The sequence below is a fragment of the Sphingomonas sp. 2378 genome (genome assembly GCF_038084995.1).
Classification (GTDB): Bacteria; Pseudomonadota; Alphaproteobacteria; order Sphingomonadales; family Sphingomonadaceae; genus Sphingomonas.
Genome location: NZ_JAXCMJ010000039.1, coordinates 1 through 20,293, shown reverse-complemented (window position 1 = coordinate 20,293; position 20,293 = coordinate 1). Strand labels below are relative to the sequence as shown.

The following is a 20,293-nucleotide window of genomic DNA, read 5'->3' as shown; positions in this document are numbered from 1 at the left end:
TGCATGGGCGCGCGCGACGCGGCATCAGGGCGGCCATCCAAGGAGACAGGAACCCATGAAGACCCGCGCCGCCGTCGCCTTCGAAGCGAAGAAGCCGCTCGAAATCGTCGAACTCGATCTGGAAGGCCCCAAGGCCGGTGAAGTCCTGGTCGAGATCATGGCGACCGGCATCTGCCACACCGACGCCTATACGCTGGACGGCCTCGACAGCGAGGGACTGTTCCCCAGCGTGCTGGGCCATGAAGGCTGCGGCATCGTGCGCGAGGTCGGCGCGGGTGTCACATCCGTGGTGCCGGGCGATCACGTCATCCCGCTCTACACGCCCGAATGCCGCCAGTGTAAGTCGTGCCTGTCGGGCAAGACCAACCTGTGCACCGCGATCCGCGCGACGCAAGGGAAAGGGCTGATGCCCGACGGCACGACCCGCTTCAGCTACAAGGGGCAGCCGATCTTCCATTATATGGGCTGCTCCACCTTCTCGAACTTCACCGTCCTGCCGGAGATCGCGGTGGCGAAGATCCGCGAGGACGCGCCGTTCGACACGAGCTGCTATATCGGCTGCGGCGTGACGACGGGCGTGGGTGCGGTGGTCAACACCGCCAAGGTTCAGCCGGGCGAGAATATCGTCGTCTTCGGGCTGGGCGGCATCGGCCTGAACGTCATCCAGGGGGCCAGGCTCGCCGGTGCGGGCCGGATCATCGGCGTCGACATCAATCCCGATCGCGAGGAATGGGGGCGGCGCTTCGGCATGACCCATTTCCTCAACTCCAAGGGGCTGAGCCGCGAGGAGACGATCGCCAAGATCCTCGAACTCACCGATGGCGGCGCGGATTACAGCTTCGACGCGACCGGCAATACCGAGGTGATGCGCACCGCGCTGGAGGCGTGCCATCGCGGCTGGGGCACCTCGATCATCATCGGCGTGGCCGAGGCGGGCAAGGAGATCAGCACGCGCCCGTTCCAACTGGTGACGGGGCGCAACTGGCGGGGCACCGCGTTCGGCGGCGCGCGCGGGCGGACCGACACGCCCAAGATCGTCGACTGGTATATGAACGGCAAGATCGAGATCGACCCGATGATCACCCACCGGCTGACGCTGGAGGAGATCAACAAGGGCTTCGACCTGATGCACGCGGGCGAGAGCATCCGCAGCGTGGTGATCTTCTGATGTTCAGCCATGTCGTGCTCGGGGCGAACGATATCGCCCAGGCCAAGCGCTTCTACGACGCGATCCTGGGCGCGATCGGCGTACCCGAGGGGGTGGTCGATCCGCTCGGGCGGCTGGTTTACAGCCATAAGGGCGGGCGCTTCCTGATTACCCGTCCGCTGAACGGCGAGCCCGCGACCCATGCCAATGGCGGGACGCTGGGCTTTGCGGTGGACTCGCCCGAACAGGCCGATGCCTGGTACGCGGCGGGGCTCGCGCATGGCGGCATGGCGATCGAGGACCCGCCGGGCTATCGCCATCCGCCGGTGGGCAAGGTCTATCTGGCTTATTTGCGCGATCCAGCCGGCAACAAGCTGTGCGCACGGCATCTGGTGGAGGCGAACTGATGTACACCCATATCATGGTCGGATCGAACGACATTGCCCGGTCCAAGGTGTTTTACGACGCGCTGTTCACGGCGCTGGGCGGCCAGCCGGGGCGCCAGCATCCCGAGCTTGAGCGCGTCATGTATCTGCACAATGGGTCGATCTTCATCGTGACCCGCCCGATCGACGGACAGCCCGCCACCCACGCCAATGGTGGCACGATCGGCCTGGGCGCCGCCGATCCCGCACAGGTCGAAGCGGCCCATGCGGCGGGTGTGGCGCATGGCGGCACCGCGATCGAGGGGCCGGTCGGTGAGCGTGATACCGGCATGGGCAAGGCCCATCTCGGCTATCTGCGCGACCCGGACGGCAACAAGCTGTGCCTGGGTTGTCGCCTCCCTGCCGCATGAGCGCCGACTATATCCTGACGCTGGCGTGCCAGGACCGGGTCGGCATCGTCGCCGCCGTGTCGGGTGCGCTGGCCGGGATCGACGGGTTCATCCTCGACAGCCAGCAATATGCCGATCTGGAGACGGGGCGCTTCTTCCTGCGCATCGTCTTCACCGGGCAGGGCGCGCGGTTCCCGGCCTCGGTCGAGGGGGTGAGGGCGGCGCTGGCCGAGCCCGCCGCGCGCTTCGGATTCGACTGGCATGTCGCGCCCGCCACCGAGCGGCCCCGGATGCTGATCGCCGTGTCGAAGGGCTCGCACTGCCTGAACGACCTGCTGCATCGCTGGCGGACCAACACGCTGCCGGTCGAGATCGTCGGCGTGGTGTCCAACCATGACAGCCTGCGTGGCTTGGTCGAGTGGCATGGCCTGCCCTGGCATTATTTGCCGGTCAGCGACGCCAATCGCGCCGAGCAGGAAGCGGCGATGCTGTCCCTGATGGACGAGACGCGGGCCGATTACCTCGTCCTTGCCCGCTATATGCAGGTGCTGGGCGAGCGGCTGGTCGCGGCGTTGCCGGGGCGGTGCATCAACATCCATCACAGCTTCCTGCCCGGCTTCAAGGGTGCGCAGCCCTATCATCGCGCGCATGCCCGCGGGGTGAAGCTGATCGGCGCGACCGCGCATTTCGTGACGGCGGATCTCGACGAAGGGCCGATCATCGAACAGGCGGTGGAGCGTGTCGATCACCGCGCCAGTATCGACGACCTCATCCGCATCGGCCGCGATATCGAGGCACAGGTGCTGGCCCGCGCGGTCGCCTGGGTGGGCGAGCGGCGGGTGTTCCTCAATGACAACCGGACGGTGGTGTTCCGATGACGATCGAGACGATTTCGACCTCCAAAGCGCATGGCGGCGTGCAGGGCGTCTATGCGCATGACAGCGCGGCGACGGGGACGCGCATGACCTTCTCGGTCTTCGTGCCGGAGCATGAGGAGGGCGAGAAGCTGCCCGTCCTCTGGTATCTGTCGGGGCTGACCTGCACCCATGCCAATGTCACCGACAAGGGCGAGTTCCGGGCACCGTGCGCCGAGCACCGTGTGATCTTCATCGCCCCCGACACCTCGCCGCGCGGGGAGGGGGTCGCCGATGACGACGCCTATGACATGGGGCAGGGCGCGGGCTTCTATGTCGATGCGACGGAGGAGCCCTGGGCGGAGCATTTCCGCATGCGGACCTATATCGAACAGGAACTGCCCGCGCTGATCGCCGAAAATTTCCCGGTCGCCGACCTGGGCGCGCAAGCCATCACCGGCCATTCGATGGGCGGTCACGGCGCGCTGACCATCGTTCTGCGCAATCCCGATCGCTTCCGCAGCGTGTCGGCCTTTGCCCCCATCGTCGCGCCATCGCAGGTGCCGTGGGGGGAGAAGGCGCTGAGCGGTTATCTCGGGCTGGACCGGGCGGCATGGCGACAAGCGGACACGGTCGCGCTGATCGAGGACGGCGCGCGGGTTGCCGACCTGCTGGTCGACCAGGGCGATGCCGACCAGTTCCTGACCGAGCAACTCCGCCCCGAATTGCTGGCCGAGGCGTGCGAAAAGGCCGGGATGGCCCTGACCCTGCGGATGCAGCCGGGATACGACCATAGCTACAACTTCATCTCGACCTTCATGGCCGACCATGTGGCCTGGGCGGCGGAGCGGTTGCGGCGCTAAATCCCCAACCTCCGTTCAGCCTGAGCGAAGTCGAAGGCCAAGGGAAACCGTTCGGTTCAGGCGTTTTAGCATGGCCTTCGACTTCGCTCAGGCCGAACGGGCGTGGGGTAGGGGTGGGGATGAAAGGACGCATCTTTGCACCCTCACAAACGATCCGCTATCGCACCCGCTTTGACGTGAAGGACGAGATATGAGTTGCGCCCATGGCGACCCGGAGGATGGCGACCTGATCGGTGAGGATGGCAAGATCGCCGTGCCGGATCATGTCGCCGACGCCATCCGCACGCTGATCGCCTGGGCGGGTGACGACCCCACGCGCGAGGGGCTGGTCGATACGCCGAAGCGTGTCGCGCGGGCATGGGCCGAATATTGCGCCGGCTATGGCGACGACCCCTCCGTCCACCTCTCGCGCGTGTTCGAGGAGGTCGGCGGCTATGACGAGATCGTGCTGCTGAAGGATATCCCCTTCCAGTCGCATTGCGAGCATCACATGGCCCCGATCATCGGTCGCGCGCATATCGCCTACCTTCCGCGCAACCATGTCGTCGGCATCTCCAAGCTCGCCCGCGTCCTGCACGGTTTCGCCCGCCGCTTGCAGGTGCAGGAGCGGCTGACCGCCGAGGTCGCCGATTGTATCTGGGAGAATCTGAAGCCTTTGGGCGTCGCGGTGGTGATCGAGGCGACCCATGCCTGCATGACCGCGCGCGGCGTCCGCACGCCCGGCGTGTCGATGGTGACCAGCCGGATGATGGGCGTGTTCCGCGAGGACGACCGCAGCCGCAAGGAAGTCCTGTCGCTGATGGGGCTGGGCGGATGAGGAGCCGCACCGTCCTGGTGACCGGCGCGGCCAAAAGGCTGGGCGCGGCGATCGCCCGGCGGCTGGCGGCGGACGGGCATCGGGTGGTGATCCATTATAACGGCTCGGTCCATGAGGCGGCGGCGCTGGCGGTGGAGTTGGGCGCGGTGGCCGTACAGGGCGACCTGTCCGACCTCGACGGCATCGACGCGCTGTTCTGCCGCGCAAGGGACGCGGCGGGCGGCCCGATCGACGGACTGGTCAACAGCGCCTCCGCCTTCGTCTTCGATCGACCGCCGGAGCCGGAAGCGACCCTGATGGCGACGCTCTACGCGATCAACGCCGCCGCACCTGCGCTGCTGACATCGGCCCTGGCGCGGCAGGACGATGTGACGGACGGCGCGGTGGTCGATATCCTCGACCAGAAGCTGGCCAATCCCAACCCCGATTTCTTCGCCTATAGCTGCGCCAAGTTCGCGCTCGCGGGGGCGAACACGATGCTCGCCCAGGCGCTGGGGCCGCGCATCGCGGTCAACGCCGTCGCCCCCGGCCTGACCCTGCAAAGCGGCGACCAGACCGATGAAGAGTTTGCCCAGGCCTCGACCAAGAACCTGCTCGGTCGTCCCATCGGCGCAGGCGCCGTGGCGGAGGCGGTGTCCTTTCTGCTGACCGCCAGCGGCATTCGCGGCCAGACGCTGTACGTCGATTGCGGCCAGCGCTTCTGCCGCCGCGAGGGCGACGTGATGTTCGAGGGGCGGGTATGAGCGCGACCTATACCATCCTGCTCGACGAACTGCGGGTCGCGATGCGGCTGGGCATCCACCCGCACGAGGCCGAGCCGCAGCCGGTCACCCTTTGGGTCGCCATGACCGTCACCTATCCCGCCGCCCCCGGCACCGACCGGATCGAGGAGGTGTTGGACTATGATTTCCTGCGCGAGGGCATCGTGGCGATGGCGGACGGTCCGGGCTTTGCATTGCAGGAAAGCCTGTGCGAGTCGATCGCGACGCTCTGTCTGGCCGATGCGCGCGTCACGGCGGTCAGGGTCCGGTCGATGAAGACCGGCATCTATCCCGATGCGCGCGTGGGGTGTGAGATCGAGCGGACGCGCTGACGCTGTCACGGAAATATCACTGGACTGTCATCAATCTGTTGCGAAAGGGGCCGGAGCCGTCCTAAGCCGCCGCCGCAAACAGGGCGGAAAGCAGCACGGTGATCAAGTCGAGACCCCAGCGGACCCTTTACCGGGTTGCCGTAGCGATGCTGTTGGCAAGTTGCCCTATGCCCGCATCCGCGCAGACGGTGCAGGAATTGCAGCGTCAGATCGATGAACTCAAAGCGCAGATCAAGGCGCTGACCGATGCGCAAAAGGGTATTGCGGCCTCCGCCGCCCCGGCATCGCCGGTCCCATCCGCGCCCCGTATCGCCTCGGCCGAAACGCCCGCCCCCATGGCTGCCGTACCCGCGGCCGCTCCGGCCTCCCAACGCGTCGCGAGCATCGCCAGGCCGCCATCCAACCGCGCGCCCTGGTATGAGCGGATGCGCCTGCGTGGCTATACGCAGCTTCGCTACAATGCGGTGCTGGATGAGCATGAGCCGCTGTCCGCCACCGGTTCGCGGCTGCGTTCGGTTCACGACACGTCGATCAACGACGATGGCGGCTTCCTGCTCCGCCGGGTGCGGCTGGTGTTACAGGGGGACATCACCGACCGGCTGCAACTCTATTTCCAGCATGATTTCGGCGCGGCGGTGAACAACCAGTCGAGTACCGAGCGGCGGGAGAATTTCGGGCAGTTGCGTGATGTCTATGTGGACTGGTTCCTCGATCCCGAACGCCGCCTGCGGCTGCGCTTCGGCCAGTCCAAGGTGCCGTTCGGATGGGAAAATCTGCAATCCTCGTCCAACCGCCTGCCGCTCGACCGGTCGGATGCGATCAACAGCGGGGTGCCGGGTGAGCGCGATGTCGGGGTCAACGCCTATTACACGCCCGATGCGGTCCAGGCGATCTGGGACCGGCTGACCAGGAACAAGCAGAAGCTGTTCGGCAATTACGGCGCGTTCGGCGTCGCGCTCTATAACGGGCAGGGGACCAACCGGACCGAGCGCAACGGCAATCTGATGAAGGTCGCCATGGCGACCTGGCCCTTTGCGCTCGACGGGCTGGGTCCGCTGTTCCGGGGGCAGGTGCTGGAGGTCGGCGGATCGGCGATGTTCAACCGTTTCCGGCCCGAGATACGCAGCGGCGGCGTCAGTCCGATCGACTATCGCGAGGACCGGGTGGCGTTCCACGCCATCCTCTATCCCCAGCCCTTCGGCATCCAGACCGAATGGACGACCGGCTGGGCACCGCAATATGACAGCGACCTGCGCGCCATTCGCACCAGCCGGGCGGGCGGCGGCTACGTCCAGTTGATGGCGGATGCGGGCCGGACTCCGGCCGGCCGGATGATCCCCTATGCCCGCTGGCAACGCTATCGCGGCGGGTGGAAGGCCAATGTCGATGCGCCGCGCCTGGAAACCGATGAGTGGGAAGTCGGCACCGAAATCCAGTTGATCGAGGCGCTCGAACTGACCATCGCCTATGCCCGGATGGAGCGGCGCGAGGCGGATGCGCGGCGGACCGGCCGCGCCACCGGCGACCTGATCCGCACCCAGTTGCAATTCACCTATTGACGGTCAGTCTCCGCCCGTCGTCGTGAAGTCGATGCGGATGCGCACCCATTCGCCGACCATCACCTTGCCGCCGACGCGCGGTGCGCGGACACGGAATTGCCACGCCGCTTCGCGCATCGCGCGGGCCAGGCCGGAGCCGCGCGGGGATTCGCCCAGGATCTGGCAATTCTCGACCCGATAGTCGGGGATCGTCCGGCACGCGATCAGCGCCCAGCTTCCCGGCGGCGGCGCGCTGCGCAGATAGCCGTTCAGCTCGGCATTGGTGGGGCGGCGGGGATACCATTCGGCATTGTAGAGTCGCTGCCCGCCCGGACCTTCGCCGGGGCCATAGGCGGAGGCGCTGTCCTGGCCGCGATCGTCGCCGTCGCTCGACCCGACGCCCTTGCCCGATCCCTTGGGCATGGCGGCGATATCGCCCGCGTCGAACAGCGACTTGTCGCCCCATTGCCACGGCGTCGGAGCGGATTGATCGGCCTGTTTCTCGGTCGGCGGCTTGGGCGTGACCGGCTGCTTGGGGGTGACGGGGGCCTTCGATCCGCCCGCCGCCGCCGGTTTGCGGGTGACGGTGCGGGGCTCGGGCACCGGCGCACCCGCCTCCTGATCCGAGGGCGAGACCGAGAAACTGTTGAGGGAGGACGACTTCTCCGGCTCGATCAGCTTGGGCGCGAGGTGGAAGAGCAGCCAGGCCAGCAGTAGGTGCGCCAGCACCGTCAGCGTGATCGACGCCCCCCGCTCACGCAGTTTTTCGCGGTAGCGCTGCGGGATGACATCCCACCGGCCCGGCGCGGAAGGTGGGACCGCCGCCATCATCCTAGCCGATAAGGGCGGCGGTCGGGCGCATCAGGCCCGGTTGGCGGCGGACAGCACCGCGCGGACGCTGGCGGTGGCGATGTCGGTGTCCAATCCGACGCCGAACACGATCCGGCCATCGGCGGTCCGCGCCTCGACATAGGCGGCGGCCTGCGCATCCGCGCCGTGGCCGATCGCGTGTTCGTTATAGTCGACGACTTCGAGGTTCGGGCCGGTGGTATCGGCCAGCGCCGCGATCACGCTGGAGATCAGGCCGTTGCCGCGCCCGGCGATCGACCGTTCCTCGCCATCCACCAGCACGCGCCCGATAAAGGTCCGCTGTCCCGCCGAGCCGCTTTCCTCATAGTCGCGCAGCACGAACCGATCGCCCCCGCGCGGCAGATAGGTCGCCTCGAACCCTGCCCAGATATCGGCGGCGTTCAGTTCGCGGCTGGTCGCGTCGGCCAGCGCCTGGACATGGCGGCTGAAATCGGCCTGGAGCCGCTTGGGCAGTTTCAGCCCCTTGTCCTGCTCGATCACCCAGGCGACGCCGCCCTTGCCCGACTGCGAATTGACGCGGATCACCGCCTCGTAGCTGCGGCCCAGGTCGGCGGGATCGATCGGCAGATAGGGGACTTCCCACAGATCGTCGTTGCGCTGGCCTTGCGCCGCGAAGCCCTTCTTGATCGCGTCCTGATGGCTGCCCGAAAAGGCGGTGAAGACCAGATCGCCCGCATAGGGGGTACGCGGATGGACGGGCAGGTTGGTGCAGTAGTTGACCGTGTTCACCACCTCGTCGATGTCCGACAGGTCGAGGCCGGGGTTCACCCCTTGCGTATACATGTTGAGCGCGACGGTCACGAGATCGCAATTGCCGGTCCGCTCGCCATTGCCGAGCAAACAGCCCTCGACCCGGTCGGCGCCTGCCATCACGCCCAGTTCGGCGGCGGCGACGCCGGTACCCCGGTCGTTATGCGTGTGGAGCGAGATGACTACCGAATCGCGGTTCGGGATGTTGCGCCCGAACCACTCGATCTGGTCGGCATAGACGTTGGGCGTTGCGCATTCGACGGTGGCGGGCAGGTTCAGGATCAGCGGATGGTCGGGCGTCGGCTTCAGCACGTCCATGACGGCGGCGCACACCTCGACCGAGAAATCCAGCTCGGCGGTCGAGAAGGTTTCGGGGCTGTATTCGAAGAACCAGTCGGTGTTGGGGCGCTTGGCCGCCTCGTCGCGCAGGATCTTCGCGCCTTCGACTGCGATCTTGCGGACCTCGTCGCGGGTCATGCCGAAGACGATCTTGCGCCAGGCCGGGCTGACCGCGTTGTAGAGATGGACGATCGCGGTGCGCGCGCCCTCCAGGCTTTCGAAGCTGCGTTCGATCAGGTCGCGGCGCGACTGGGTGAGGACCTGGATCGTCACGTCCTCGGGGATGCGATCGTCGCGGATCAGGCTGGAGATGAAGTCGAACTCGGTCGCGCCAGCGCTCGGGAAGCCGACCTCGATCTCCTTGAGGCCGACCTTTACGAGCAGGTCGAACATCCGGGTCTTCTTCTCGGCATCCATCGGATCGATCAGCGCCTGGTTGCCGTCGCGCAAATCCGTCGACAGCCAGCGCGGCGCCTGGGTGATCGTGCGGTTCGGCCATTGCCGGTCGGGCAAGGCGATCGTGGGGAAGGGGCGGTATTTGGTCGAAGGGTCGCGCAACATGATCGTCGGGTCTTCCAGCATTCTCGGCCGCGTCTGGCCAGAGGCACGGCGGGGACAGGCTTATCGGTTCATTCAGCCCTTAGGGAAGTCGCGCATGGCCACGCTGATCCTCCCCTAAGGGCGGATAAGTCGAAGCGAACGGAGCAGCAGCGCGGCGATCATGGTGCGCGGTTCATGCCGTGTCGAACGCGGCTTGTCCATATCGAGAATGATGACGGGCGGCTGACGCGAGTGGCACGAAACGACAAGGCCGCCCCCAATGGGGAGCGGCCTTGCGATATCGGCACCGGTGCACGAACGGGATTTCCACGCCCGCCTTGGCTCCACCCCGGCGGAGGCCGGGGTCCAGTTACGGAAGGATGGGAATGGCTTACCCGCGCTCCCCACCCAACTGGATCCCGGCCTTCGCCGGGATGGTGTTTTGGGTTCGGGGCGGGACTTACTGCGCCGAGAAGGCCGCGTTGATCGTCAGATCGACCTCGTCACCCACGACCGGCACATAGGCGCCGACGCCGAAGTCCGAACGCTTGATCTTGCCCGTGGCGCGGAAGCCGATGTTCAGCTTCTTCGACATCGGGTTGGTGCCCGCACCGAAGAAGGTGGCGTTGAGCGTCACCGGCTTGGTCTGGTCCTTGATGGTCAGGTTGCCGGTGATGACCGCCTTGGTGCCCATGACCTTCACGCCCGTCGAGACGAAGCGCGCGGTCGGATAGGTCGCGGCGTCGAAGAAGTCCTTCGACTTCAGGTGATGGGCGAAGGGCGCGGCGGTGACCGAAAGGTTGTCGATGTTGAAGGTCACGTCGACCTTGGCGGCCTGTGGGCGGGCCGGATCGAGGGTCAGCGAGCCCTCGGACGCGCCGAACTGCCCCTCAAGCGTCGAGAAGCCCATATGGTTCAGCGACCAGGTCACCTGGGTATGGGCGGGGTCGACGGCATAGGTGCCCGCGACGACGCGCGAGGCGACGGGCGCGCCGGGCGTGCCCTGCGGCGCGGTCTGGGCGATGGCGGGGGCGGCGAGGACGAGCGCCAGAGCGGCGGGAAGGACGAAACGCATGGGTGGTAACTCCCTGTTGAACGGCGGCCTTTGTGGGCCGTGCGGTTAACGCACGTCAAAGGCCAAGGTCGCAACGATGCGTTTCCGGGTTGGGGTGGAGGGTGGTCTCTGCGAGGCACCTTTCCCTCCCCCATCCCCTCCCGCTTGCGGGAGGGGAGCGTCACTGGGCAGCCGTTATGAATAACCGCTAGCTATCGGCAAATTGTTAAGTTTGTCAGCGCGCTTACCGTAGCCGCAAGCACGCCCCTCCCGCAAGCGGGAGGGGATGGGGGAGGGCCGGGTGTCTCACCGAGCCCACCCCCAACAAATCAGTTCTTCGCCTTGTCCACCAGCTTGTTCGCCCCGATCCACGGCATCATCGCGCGGAGTTCGCTGCCGACCTGTTCGATCGGGTGGCGCTTGGCGGCGATGCGGCTGGCCTTCAGTTCGGGCTGGCCGGCGCGGTTGTCGAGCACGAAGTCCTTCACGAAGCGGCCCGACTGGATGTCGGCGAGCACGCGCTTCATTTCCTTCTTCGTCTCTTCGGTGATGATGCGCGGGCCGGTCTTGATGTCGCCATATTCGGCGGTGTTCGAGATCGAATAGCGCATGTTGGCGATGCCGCCCTCATACATCAGGTCGACGATCAGCTTGAGTTCGTGAAGGCACTCGAAATAGGCCATTTCGGGGGCATAGCCCGCCTCGACCAGCGTTTCGAAGCCCGCCTGGACCAGCGCGGTCGCGCCGCCGCACAGCACGGCCTGCTCGCCGAACAGGTCGGTTTCGCACTCTTCGCGGAAGTTGGTCTCGATGATGCCCGAGCGACCGCCGCCGACGCCGCTGGCATAGGCCAGCGCCACGTCATGCGCGTTGCCGCTGGCGTCCTGATGGATCGCGATCAGGCAGGGCACGCCGCCGCCGCGCACATATTCGCTGCGCACGGTGTGGCCGGGGCCCTTGGGCGCGATCATGATGACGTCGATGTCCGCGGGCGGCTCGATCAGGCCGAAATGCACGTTCAGGCCGTGCGCGAAGGCGAGCGCGGCGCCGGGCTTCAGATTGCCCTTCAGGTCGGCGTCATAGATCGCGGCCTGATGCTCGTCGGGGGCCAGGATCATCAGGATATCGGCCCAGGCGGCCGCTTCCTTGTTCGACAGGACCTTGAAGCCCGCCGCTTCCGCCTTGGCGGCCGAGGCCGAACCGGGGCGCAGCGCGATCGCGACATTCTTGACGCCCGAATCGCGCAGGTTCTGCGCATGGGCATGGCCCTGCGAGCCGTAACCCAGGATGGCGATGTTCTTCTCGGAGATCAGGTTCAGATCGGCGTCGCGATCGTAATAGACACGCATTGGTTTCTTCCCTTTCGAATGTTCCGTCATGCCAGCGCAGGCTGGCATCTCTTGCGGATGGGGCAGGTGCCCCTTCCTAGAGACCCCAGCCTTCGCTGGGGTGACGATGATGGTGATGTTGTCTTTAAGCCGCTTCCGCCCCGCGCGAAATGGCGGCGATGCCGGTGCGGGCGACCTCGACCAGGCCGACTTCGCCCATCAGTTCGACGAACTTGTCGATCTTGGCGATGGTGCCGGTGACCTCGAACACGAAGCTGGAAATCGTCGCATCGACCACGCGGGCGCGATAGACTTCGGCCAGGCGAAGCGCCTCGATCCGGCGGTCGCCGGTGCCCGCCACCTTCACCAGCGCCAGTTCGCGCTCGACATGGTCGCCCTGCACGGTCAGGTCGGCCACCTTGTGGACGGGGACCAGCCGGTCGAGTTGGGCGATGATCTGCTCCATCACCGGCGGCGAGGCGCTGGTGACGATGGTGATGCGACTGACCGCCTTGTCGGCGGTGATCTCCGACACGGTCAGGCTCTCGATATTATAGCCGCGCGCGGTGAACAGCCCGGCGATCCGCGCCAGGATGCCCGGTTCGTTGTCGACGATCACCGCCAGCGTGTGGCGTTCCACCTGTTCGGTCTTGATGTGCATATTCAATTCCTCCCCGGAACGGGGAGGGGGACCATGCGGAGCATGGTGGAGGGGGCCCTCCACCCATGCTGTCCTACGCGGTGATCCCCCTCCACCGTGCCGCTTCGCGTCACGGTCCCCCTCCCCGTGCCGGGGAGGATCTCGAAGGTCAAACCAGCGCCTTGGCCTCGTCGTCCATGGTGCCCGATACCTCATTGGCCTGCAGGATCATGTCGGTATGCGCCGCCCCTGACGGGATCATCGGGAAGCAGTTGGCCAGCTTGGCCACGCGGCAATCGACGATCACCGGTCCGTCATGGTCCAGCATCGCGGCGATGCCGTCCTCAAGCTGGTCGCGATGCTCGATCAGGATGCCCTTCCAGCCGTACGCCTCGCCCAGCTTCACGAAATCGGGCAGCGAGTCCGAATAGCTCTCCGCATAGCGGCTCTCATAGGTGAGTTCCTGCCACTGGCGGACCATGCCCATATATTCGTTGTTCAGGATGAAGATCTTGACCGGCAGGCGGTATTGCGTCGCCGTCGCCAGTTCCTGGATGTTCATCTGGATCGAGGCTTCACCGGCAATGTCGATCACCAGCGCACCCGGATTGCCCAGTTGCGCCCCGATCGCGGCGGGCAGGCCATAGCCCATGGTGCCCAGACCACCGCTCGTCAGCCACTTGTTGGGCTTCTCGAAGCCGAAATGCTGGGCGGCCCACATCTGGTGCTGGCCGACTTCGGTGGTGATGATCGGCTGGCGCGCCTTTGTCGCGTCGTACAGCGCGCGGATCGCCCGCTGTGGCATGATCGCGTCGCCATTCTCCGGGAAGGAGAGACAGCCGACCGCGCGCCAGCCCGCAATGCGGTGCTGCCACTCGCTGGTGTCGGGCTTGGGATGCTGGCGCGACTTCCAGATGCGCACCGCATCCTCCAGCGCGTGGCCGACATCGGCGATGATCGCCAGGTCGACGCGGACATTCTTGTTCACGCTCGACCGGTCGATATCGACATGGACCTTGCGGCTGTTGGGGCTGAACGCATCCAGCCGCCCGGTCACGCGGTCGTCGAACCGGCTGCCCAGCGCCACCACCAGATCGGCCTGGTTCATCGCCATATTGGCTTCGTACGTGCCGTGCATCCCCAGCATGCCCAGCCATTGCGGGTCGCTGGCCGGGAAGGCGCCCAGACCCATCAGGGTCGAGGTGACAGGCGCACCGGTGATGCGGGCCAGCTCGCGCAGCAGTTGCGACGCGGCCGGACCCGAATTGATGATGCCGCCGCCGGTATAGAGGATCGGGCGCTCCGCCGCCGCCAGCATGTCGACCAGTTGTTCGATCTGCGTCTGGTCGGCCTTCACCTGCGGGCGATAGGTCTTGTGACGGATCGGACCCGGCTTCTGATAGCGGGCGGTGGCGACCTGCACGTCCTTGGGGATGTCGATCACGACCGGACCGGGGCGGCCCGAGGTCGCGATGTGGAACGCCTCATGGATCACTTCGCCCAGACGCGCGGGGTCCTTCACAAGATAGTTATGCTTGGAGCAGTGGCGGGTGATGCCGACCGTGTCCGCTTCCTGAAACGCATCGGTGCCGATCAGCGCGGTCGGCACCTGACCGGTGATGACCACCATCGGGATCGAATCGAGCAGCGCGTCGGTGATGCCGGTGACCGCATTGGTCGCGCCCGGCCCGGAGGTGACGAGCACCACGCCGGGCTTGCCGGTGGAGCGTGCATAGCCCTCCGCCGCATGGGTCGCCGCCTGTTCGTGGCGGACCAGAATGTGGCGGATGCGCCCTCCGTTCTTGCCGCTGCGAAACAGCGCGTCATAGATCGGCAGCACCGCACCACCCGGATAGCCGAAGACGACCTCCACGCCGAGATCGCACAGCGCCTCGACCAGGATATCGGCTCCGCTTTTCTCGGTCATCGTCTTCGTCCTTCTGCGTCCGTGCCCACTGACGGGGCTTGTCGGGAGAGGCGCGGCTACAAGTTTAAAAAGTGCGCGTCAACCGTCAATTGCGCAATAAAGTTTCTATTATGTTGCGGCGCACATGGGGGTCCGTGTCGGTAATCACGGCCCAATCGGGGCCGGGCTGGTGACGGAACCAGGTAAATTGCCTTTTGGCATAACGTCTTGTGGCGAGTGCTCCCGCCGCCTCGGCTTCGGCGCGGGTCATGATGCCGGCCAGCAGCGCAGCGGCTTCGGGAACGCCGATCGCGCGGCGGATCGGGGCGTCGGCGGGCAGGTCGGGGCGGGCAAGGAGCGCGGCGGCTTCGTCCAGTCCTTCGTCCAGCATCTCGCCGAAGCGCCGGTCGATCCGCGCGTTCAGCCATTCACGGTCGGGGAGGAGGATGACGGCGGACAGCGCGATGCGGTCGCCGATGCCGCCTCGCCTTTGCGTCTGCCATTCGTGGAGCGGTCGCCCGGTCGAACGCACCACCTCCAGCGCACGGGCGACGCGGGTGGTGTCGGCGGGGTTCAACCGCGCGCCGGCCTGCGGGTCTTCGCGTGACAGGGCGGCGTGCGCGTCGGCCACGGGCATGGCACGAACCTGGGCGCGGATGGCGGGGTCGATTTCGGGCACTGGCGCGATGCCGTCGAGCAGGGTGCGCATATAAAGGCCGGTGCCGCCGACCAGAATGGGGAGCGAACCCGCCGCCACGCTGTCCTCGATCGCCACCCGCGCCTCCGCCGCCCAGCGCGCCGCCGAATAGCCGGTATCCGCCCCGTCGACATGACCGAACAGCCGGTGCGGCGCCTGGGCTTCCTCTTCGCGCGAGGGGCGGGCGGTCAGGATCGACAGGTCGCGATAGACCTGCGCCGAATCGGCATTGATGATCGTGCCCCCGGTCGCCTTCGCCAGATCCAGCGCCAATGCGGACTTGCCGCTGGCGGTCGGCCCTGCGATGAGCGCGACCCTGGGTCGGTCAGAGGAGTTCGCCATGTTCATCGCCACGCTGATAGCAGCCAGGGGCCGGCTGGCCGATCAGGATTTGTCGACCGCGCGCGAGAAACTGGACGCGGCGGGCTGCACCGTCTCGGCCGTGCGCTGGATCGATGCTGGGGTGGCGGCGGACCTCGACTTCACCGGTGACCCGCTGGTCGCACGTGAGGCGCTGGAGGGGCTGTTCGATGCGACCGACGTGATCGTACAGGGGGCCGAGGGGCGCGAGAAGCGGCTGCTGGTCGCCGATATGGATTCGACCATGATCACCGTCGAGTGCATCGACGAACTGGCCGACTATGCCGGGATCAAGGCGCAGGTCGCCGAGGTGACCGAGCGGGCGATGCGCGGCGAACTGGATTTCGCCGCCGCGCTGGACGCACGGGTCGCGTTGCTGGAGGGACTGGATGAGGCGGTCATCGAACGCTGTCTTGCCGAGCGGGTGACGCTGATGGCGGGAGCCCGCGCGCTGGTCCGCACGATGAAGGCGCGCGGCGGTCATGCGATCCTGGTGTCGGGCGGCTTTACCCGCTTCGCCGAGCCGGTCGCGGCGGAGATCGGCTTCGACCGCGCCATCGCCAATGTGCTGGAGATCGCGCACGGCAAGCTGACGGGCACGGTGCGCAAGCCGATCGTGGGTTCGGACACCAAGGAAAAGACGCTGGTCGAGGCGCTGGCCGATCTGGGGCTCGATCCGTCGGCCAGCATGGCGGTGGGGGACGGGGCGAACGACCTGGCGATGATCCGCCGCGCCGGACTGGGCGTCGCATACCGCGCCAAGCCGATCGTCGCGGGCGCGGCGGCGGCGCGCGTCGATTATAACGACCTGACCGCACTGCTCTATGCCCAGGGGATTCCGAGCGCGGAGTGGGTCACGGCGTAATCGAACGCCCCGTTACGGCGCCACCACCATACAGGACTGGCCGGAACGGCTGCACGCGGCCTGTGCCTCGCCGCGACCGGCATAGCCGCCCGCCTGCAACCGGGTGACACCACCCGTCGTGACATAGAAGGGCTCCGCGCCGCCGAGACGCGCGCGAAGCTTCTGCCACAGGGTGCTGGCATTTTCCTTGTCGCGGAACGCGCCGAGCTGGATACGCCATGCGCCGCCGCTCTTGCGGGCCGGGGCCGGTTTCGCCGGAGCCTTGGCGACGCTGCGCGGGGTGGTGGCGCGGGGGGGGGCGGCTTTCGGAACCTCGGGAACGCGATCCGGGGCCACCGCCGCCGCGCCCGGAACGGGGTAGCTCGCCCCCGGCGCCCCCGGCGCCCCCGGCGCGGCGGGACGCGAAGGCGCGACGGGGACCGGCTGGACCGCCGGACGGGCGGCGACGGCGACGGGCGTGCCGGTCGCGCGAGGCGGTTCGCCACCCACCACCACCCGGGTCGGCCCACCGGGAGCCGGGGCGGGCGTCGCGGCCAGCCTGGCGCTATAGTCCTGCACCAGTTGCGTGCCCCGCTGCCGGTCGGCGGGGGTGATATACTGGTCCATCTGCGCCAGCGTCTCGGATGCGGACTGCAACCCGGCCTGCGACGCCAGCGTCATCAGCGCATAGGCGCGCGGATAGTCGCGGGTCACGCCGTCGCCGTTGAACAGCATCGTGCCCAGCACCAGTTCGGCACGCGGCTCGCCCCGCGCCACCGACTTTTCGAGCCAGGGCAGCGCTTCGGCCCGCTTGCCCGCCTGGAACAGCGCCAGGCCGTAATTGTCGGCCGCCGGGACGTGCCACTGCATCGCGGCCTTGCGGAACCAGCTTTCGGCCAGTGCGGGGTCGAGCGGCACGCCGCGCCCCAGCTTATAGGCCTGGGCCAGGTTGAATTGCGCATCGGCCTCGCCCGCGACGGCGGGGCCGCGCCATTCCTCGACCGCCTGGCGATAATCGCCGCGCGCCCAGGCATCGACGCCTGCCTTCACATCGGCCAGGGCGGGGGAGGCGGCAAGACAGACGACAATGGCGGTCATTCCTGCGCCGATGACCGGGAATTTGCGCATCATCCTTCGTCCTTCCCGCAAAGATGGTTTCCGCCATCCATGCCCCGGCCCCGGTCGCGGGTAAAGCGGTCGGGCGGATTTAACATTTCCTTAGACCGTTCAGGCTTAGCGTCCGTCCGAAATGGGCAGGATGGGGCAGGGGCATGCCATCCGCCGGGCATGACGGATGACCAGAATGACGACGATCCGCACTTTCATCACCTGTAGCGTCGGCGCGCTGATCGTCGGCGGTGCCCTGACCGGGTGTGCGGCGACCGGCTCGCGGACCGCGCGGCTGAGCGATCGGGCGGGGGACGCGCGGGCGAACGCGAAGCTGGCCGACCAGACCCGGCGCGTGCTCGCCCAGCATGACGGGGACGGCGCGGTGGCGCTGGCCGAACGGCTGGTCGCCGCCGAGCCGCATCGGGCGGCGTATCGCGCGCTGCTCGGGCAAAGCTATCTCCAGGCCGGGCGCTTCGCCTCCGCGCGACAGGCCTTTACCGATGCGCTGCAACTCGATCCGGCGGATGGCCGCTCGGCGCTGAACCTGTCGCTGGCGATGATCGCGGGCGGCCATGGCGAGGGCGCGCGGGCTTTGCTGGAGCGCCATGCGGCGATGATCCCGGCGGCGGACCTCGGGCTGGCCATGGCGCTGGCCGGGGCGCCGGCGGACGGGGTTCGCATTCTGACCGCCGCCGCGCGCGAACAGGGGGCGACCGTCAAGACGCGGCAGAATCTCGCTCTCTCGCTGGCGCTGTCGGGGCAATGGGACATGGCGCGCATGGCCGCCTCCGCCGACATGGCGCCCGCCGATGTCGAGGTGCGGATGCAGGAATGGGCCGCGTTCGCCGCCGCCACCAATCCGGGGGATCAGGTCGCCTCGCTGCTGGGCATCCGGCGTGCGTCCGATGGGGGGCAACCGCTGACCCTGGCGCTCAACGCCGCGCCCTCCGCCGCGGTGGTGCAGGACATGGTGCAGGCATTGCCGCAGCCGGTCGAGGCGCAGGCCGCCACCGTGCCGCAGGCTCCGGCCGACGCGCCGATCCTCTTCGCCGCCCGGCGCGAAGTGGTGCAGCCGCTGCCCATGACCGCCGAACCGTCATCGGCCCGCACCGCGCCCGGCATGATGCTGGCACAGGCCGAAGACGCCCCCGCCACCCCCGCAACGCGCGTCGCGCGCCTCGCCCCCGGCCTGGTCACCACGCCCGCGCTGCTGCGTCGTGCGGAGGAACGCCGCCAACTCGCCCGCCCCAAGGGCGACTGGAACGTCCAGATCGGCGCGTTCGGCAAGGAGGACGGCGCGCAAAAGGCATGGGCGCAACTGACCCGTCGCTTTACCGGCCTGTCGGACTATATTCCCCAGAGCGGAACGGTGCGGGGACCCGGCGGCAACCTTTTTCGCCTGTCGGTCGGCGGCCTGGCGCGGGCGGAGGCCGACACGTTGTGCCAGCGTTACCGCGAGGCGGGCGGTGCCTGTTTCGTGCGGCGACAGGCCGACGACCGCATGGCGCATTGGGCGCGTCCCGGCATGGGGCTGGCCGCGCTATAAGGCTTAGACGGCCTCGCCCGCCGCGCGTCCGCTGGCCCAGGCCCATTGGAAATTATAGCCGCCCAGCCAGCCGGTCACGTCCACCGCCTCGCCGACGAAATGCAGGCCCGGAACTGCCTTGGCCTCCATATCGCGCGAGGAAAGCCCGGCGGTCGAAACGCCGCCGACCGTCACCTCGGCCTTGGCATAGCCTTCGCTGCCATTGGGGTGGAAGGGCCAGTCGGCCAGCCGGGCTTGCGCCGCCGCCAACATCTTGTCGGTCGCCGCGCCCAGTTCGGGCGGCAGGGCCAGCCGCTCGGCGAGCGTTTCGGCCAGCCGGTCTGGGAGGTGCTGCCCCAGCGCACGCCGGGGGGACGTGCGGGGCGCGGCGCGCTTCAGTGCGATCAGCCAGTCCGCCGCGCAATCGGGCAGGAAGTCGATCCCGATCGGCTCGCCATGTCGCCAATAGGATGAGATTTGCAGGATGGCGGGGCCGGACAGCCCGCGATGGGTGAACAGCGCCGCCTCGCGGAACCGGGTCTTGGCGATCCGTGCGACGACCTCAGCCGCGACACCGGAGAGCGAGCGGAACAACGTTTCCTCGCCGCCCAGCGTCAGGGGAACGAGCGCGGGGCGCGGCTCGACCACCTTCAGCCCGAACTGACGGGCCAGGTCATAGGCAAGGCCGGTTGCGCCCATCTTCGGGATGCTCGGGCCGCCGGTCGCGACGATCAGGCGGGGGGTGGTGAACGGTTTGCCGCCGCGCGTGACGCGGAACTGGCTTCCGTCATGCGTGACAGAGTCGATCGGCTGGCCCAGGGCGATATCCACCGCGCCGCCGGACCGGGCGGCCTTGTCGCATTCATCGAGCAGCATCGCGACGATCTGCCGCGCCGATCCGTCGCAGAAGAGCTGCCCCAGCGTCTTTTCATGCCAGGCGATGCCATGCGCCTCGACCAGCGCCAGGAAATCGGTGGGAGTGTAGCGGCCCAGCGCCGATTTGGCGAAATGCGGGTTGGCGGACAGAAAGCGATCGGGCGTGGTGCCGATATTGGTGAAGTTGCAGCGTCCGCCGCCCGAGATGAGGATCTTCTTCCCCGGCGCCTCGGCATGGTCGAGGACGAGCACGCGCCGCCCGCGCTGCCCGGCGGTCGCGGCGGCCATGAGCCCCGCCGCACCCGCGCCCAGGATGATCGCGTCATAGGATTGCAGGGGGGGGCTTTTGGGGGGACCGGGTTGGGGG

20 protein-coding genes are annotated in these 20,293 nt (G+C 67.6%); 11 read left to right on the top strand and 9 right to left on the bottom strand.

What is annotated here, in order from left to right; translation table 11 throughout:
* The first annotated feature begins 55 nt into the window (after positions 1-55).
* From SM191_RS15685 to SM191_RS15645, 9 genes are all read left to right on the top strand, one after another.
* Positions 56-1,168: an S-(hydroxymethyl)glutathione dehydrogenase/class III alcohol dehydrogenase gene (locus SM191_RS15685; RefSeq protein WP_306999398.1), complete on the top strand. Its 1,113-nt coding sequence runs from the start codon at positions 56-58 to the stop codon at positions 1,166-1,168.
* Entirely contained in the window at positions 1,168-1,554 is a 387-nt protein-coding gene (locus SM191_RS15680) for a VOC family protein (RefSeq protein ID WP_341507010.1), read from the top strand. Before SM191_RS15685 ends, SM191_RS15680 begins: the two co-directional genes overlap by 1 nt.
* Entirely contained in the window at positions 1,554-1,943 is a 390-nt protein-coding gene (locus SM191_RS15675) for a VOC family protein (RefSeq protein ID WP_306999403.1), read from the top strand. Before SM191_RS15680 ends, SM191_RS15675 begins: the two co-directional genes overlap by 1 nt.
* Entirely contained in the window at positions 1,940-2,800 is an 861-nt protein-coding gene (gene purU, locus SM191_RS15670; protein WP_341507009.1) for a formyltetrahydrofolate deformylase, read from the top strand. Before SM191_RS15675 ends, purU begins: the two co-directional genes overlap by 4 nt.
* The gene (gene fghA / locus SM191_RS15665) at positions 2,797-3,639 is read left to right on the top strand and encodes an S-formylglutathione hydrolase (RefSeq protein WP_341507008.1); all 843 of its coding nucleotides are present in this window, start codon (positions 2,797-2,799) and stop codon (positions 3,637-3,639) included. Before purU ends, fghA begins: the two co-directional genes overlap by 4 nt.
* Before the next feature lie 190 nt (positions 3,640-3,829).
* Positions 3,830-4,456: a GTP cyclohydrolase I FolE gene (folE, locus tag SM191_RS15660; protein ID WP_341507007.1), complete on the top strand. Its 627-nt coding sequence runs from the start codon at positions 3,830-3,832 to the stop codon at positions 4,454-4,456.
* Positions 4,453-5,199, top strand: a complete 747-nt coding sequence (locus tag SM191_RS15655) for an SDR family oxidoreductase (RefSeq protein ID WP_341507006.1) — start codon at positions 4,453-4,455, stop codon at positions 5,197-5,199. Before folE ends, SM191_RS15655 begins: the two co-directional genes overlap by 4 nt.
* The gene (locus SM191_RS15650) at positions 5,196-5,549 is read left to right on the top strand and encodes a dihydroneopterin aldolase (protein WP_306999411.1); all 354 of its coding nucleotides are present in this window, start codon (positions 5,196-5,198) and stop codon (positions 5,547-5,549) included. Before SM191_RS15655 ends, SM191_RS15650 begins: the two co-directional genes overlap by 4 nt.
* 167 nt (positions 5,550-5,716) lie before the next feature.
* A complete protein-coding gene (locus SM191_RS15645) occupies positions 5,717-7,108 on the top strand; it encodes a porin (protein ID WP_341507005.1) in 1,392 nt (463 codons plus the stop codon).
* A 3-nt stretch (positions 7,109-7,111) separates the two neighbouring features.
* Here the strand turns inward: SM191_RS15645 and SM191_RS15640 are convergent, their stop codons facing one another.
* The 7 genes from SM191_RS15640 to miaA all read right to left on the bottom strand — a co-directional run bounded on the left by SM191_RS15640 (position 7,112) and on the right by miaA (position 15,553).
* Positions 7,112-7,915 (bottom strand): hypothetical protein, encoded by an 804-nt coding sequence (locus tag SM191_RS15640; protein WP_341507004.1) that lies wholly within the window; start codon positions 7,913-7,915, stop codon positions 7,112-7,114.
* A 33-nt stretch (positions 7,916-7,948) separates the two neighbouring features.
* Positions 7,949-9,607: a 2-isopropylmalate synthase gene (gene leuA / locus SM191_RS15635; protein WP_341507003.1), complete on the bottom strand. Its 1,659-nt coding sequence runs from the start codon at positions 9,605-9,607 to the stop codon at positions 7,949-7,951.
* A 439-nt stretch (positions 9,608-10,046) separates the two neighbouring features.
* The gene (locus tag SM191_RS15630) at positions 10,047-10,661 is read right to left on the bottom strand and encodes a YceI family protein (RefSeq protein ID WP_306999419.1); all 615 of its coding nucleotides are present in this window, start codon (positions 10,659-10,661) and stop codon (positions 10,047-10,049) included.
* Positions 10,662-10,969: 308 nt separating this feature from the next.
* Positions 10,970-11,989 carry a ketol-acid reductoisomerase gene (gene ilvC, locus SM191_RS15625; protein WP_306999421.1) on the bottom strand — a complete coding sequence of 340 codons (1,020 nt, stop codon included), beginning with the start codon at positions 11,987-11,989 and terminating at the stop codon, positions 10,970-10,972.
* Between the two features lie 124 nt (positions 11,990-12,113).
* Positions 12,114-12,629 carry an acetolactate synthase small subunit gene (ilvN, locus tag SM191_RS15620; RefSeq protein ID WP_341507002.1) on the bottom strand — a complete coding sequence of 172 codons (516 nt, stop codon included), beginning with the start codon at positions 12,627-12,629 and terminating at the stop codon, positions 12,114-12,116.
* A gap of 148 nt (positions 12,630-12,777) precedes the next feature.
* Entirely contained in the window at positions 12,778-14,535 is a 1,758-nt protein-coding gene (locus tag SM191_RS15615; RefSeq protein WP_341507001.1) for an acetolactate synthase 3 large subunit, read from the bottom strand.
* Positions 14,536-14,620: 85 nt separating this feature from the next.
* Positions 14,621-15,553: a tRNA (adenosine(37)-N6)-dimethylallyltransferase MiaA gene (miaA, locus tag SM191_RS15610; RefSeq protein ID WP_341507000.1), complete on the bottom strand. Its 933-nt coding sequence runs from the start codon at positions 15,551-15,553 to the stop codon at positions 14,621-14,623.
* On the opposite strand from miaA, the gene serB reads away from it, so the two are divergent.
* Complete coding sequence (gene serB / locus SM191_RS15605; RefSeq protein WP_341506999.1) at positions 15,552-16,436, top strand: phosphoserine phosphatase SerB; 885 nt, start codon at positions 15,552-15,554, stop codon at positions 16,434-16,436. The genes miaA and serB overlap by 2 nt on opposite strands.
* 12 nt (positions 16,437-16,448) lie before the next feature.
* Here serB and SM191_RS15600 read toward each other — a convergent pair whose 3' ends face one another.
* Positions 16,449-17,546 (bottom strand): SPOR domain-containing protein, encoded by a 1,098-nt coding sequence (locus tag SM191_RS15600; protein WP_341506998.1) that lies wholly within the window; start codon positions 17,544-17,546, stop codon positions 16,449-16,451.
* Positions 17,547-17,718: 172 nt separating this feature from the next.
* On the opposite strand from SM191_RS15600, the gene SM191_RS15595 reads away from it, so the two are divergent.
* On the top strand, positions 17,719-19,071 hold the full coding sequence (locus tag SM191_RS15595; protein WP_341506997.1) for an SPOR domain-containing protein: 1,353 nt from the start codon (positions 17,719-17,721) through the stop codon (positions 19,069-19,071).
* Between the two features lie 3 nt (positions 19,072-19,074).
* Here the strand turns inward: SM191_RS15595 and SM191_RS15590 are convergent, their stop codons facing one another.
* On the bottom strand, positions 19,075-20,262 hold the full coding sequence (locus SM191_RS15590) for an NAD(P)/FAD-dependent oxidoreductase (protein WP_341507020.1): 1,188 nt from the start codon (positions 20,260-20,262) through the stop codon (positions 19,075-19,077).
* Between the last annotated feature and the right edge of the window lie 31 nt (positions 20,263-20,293).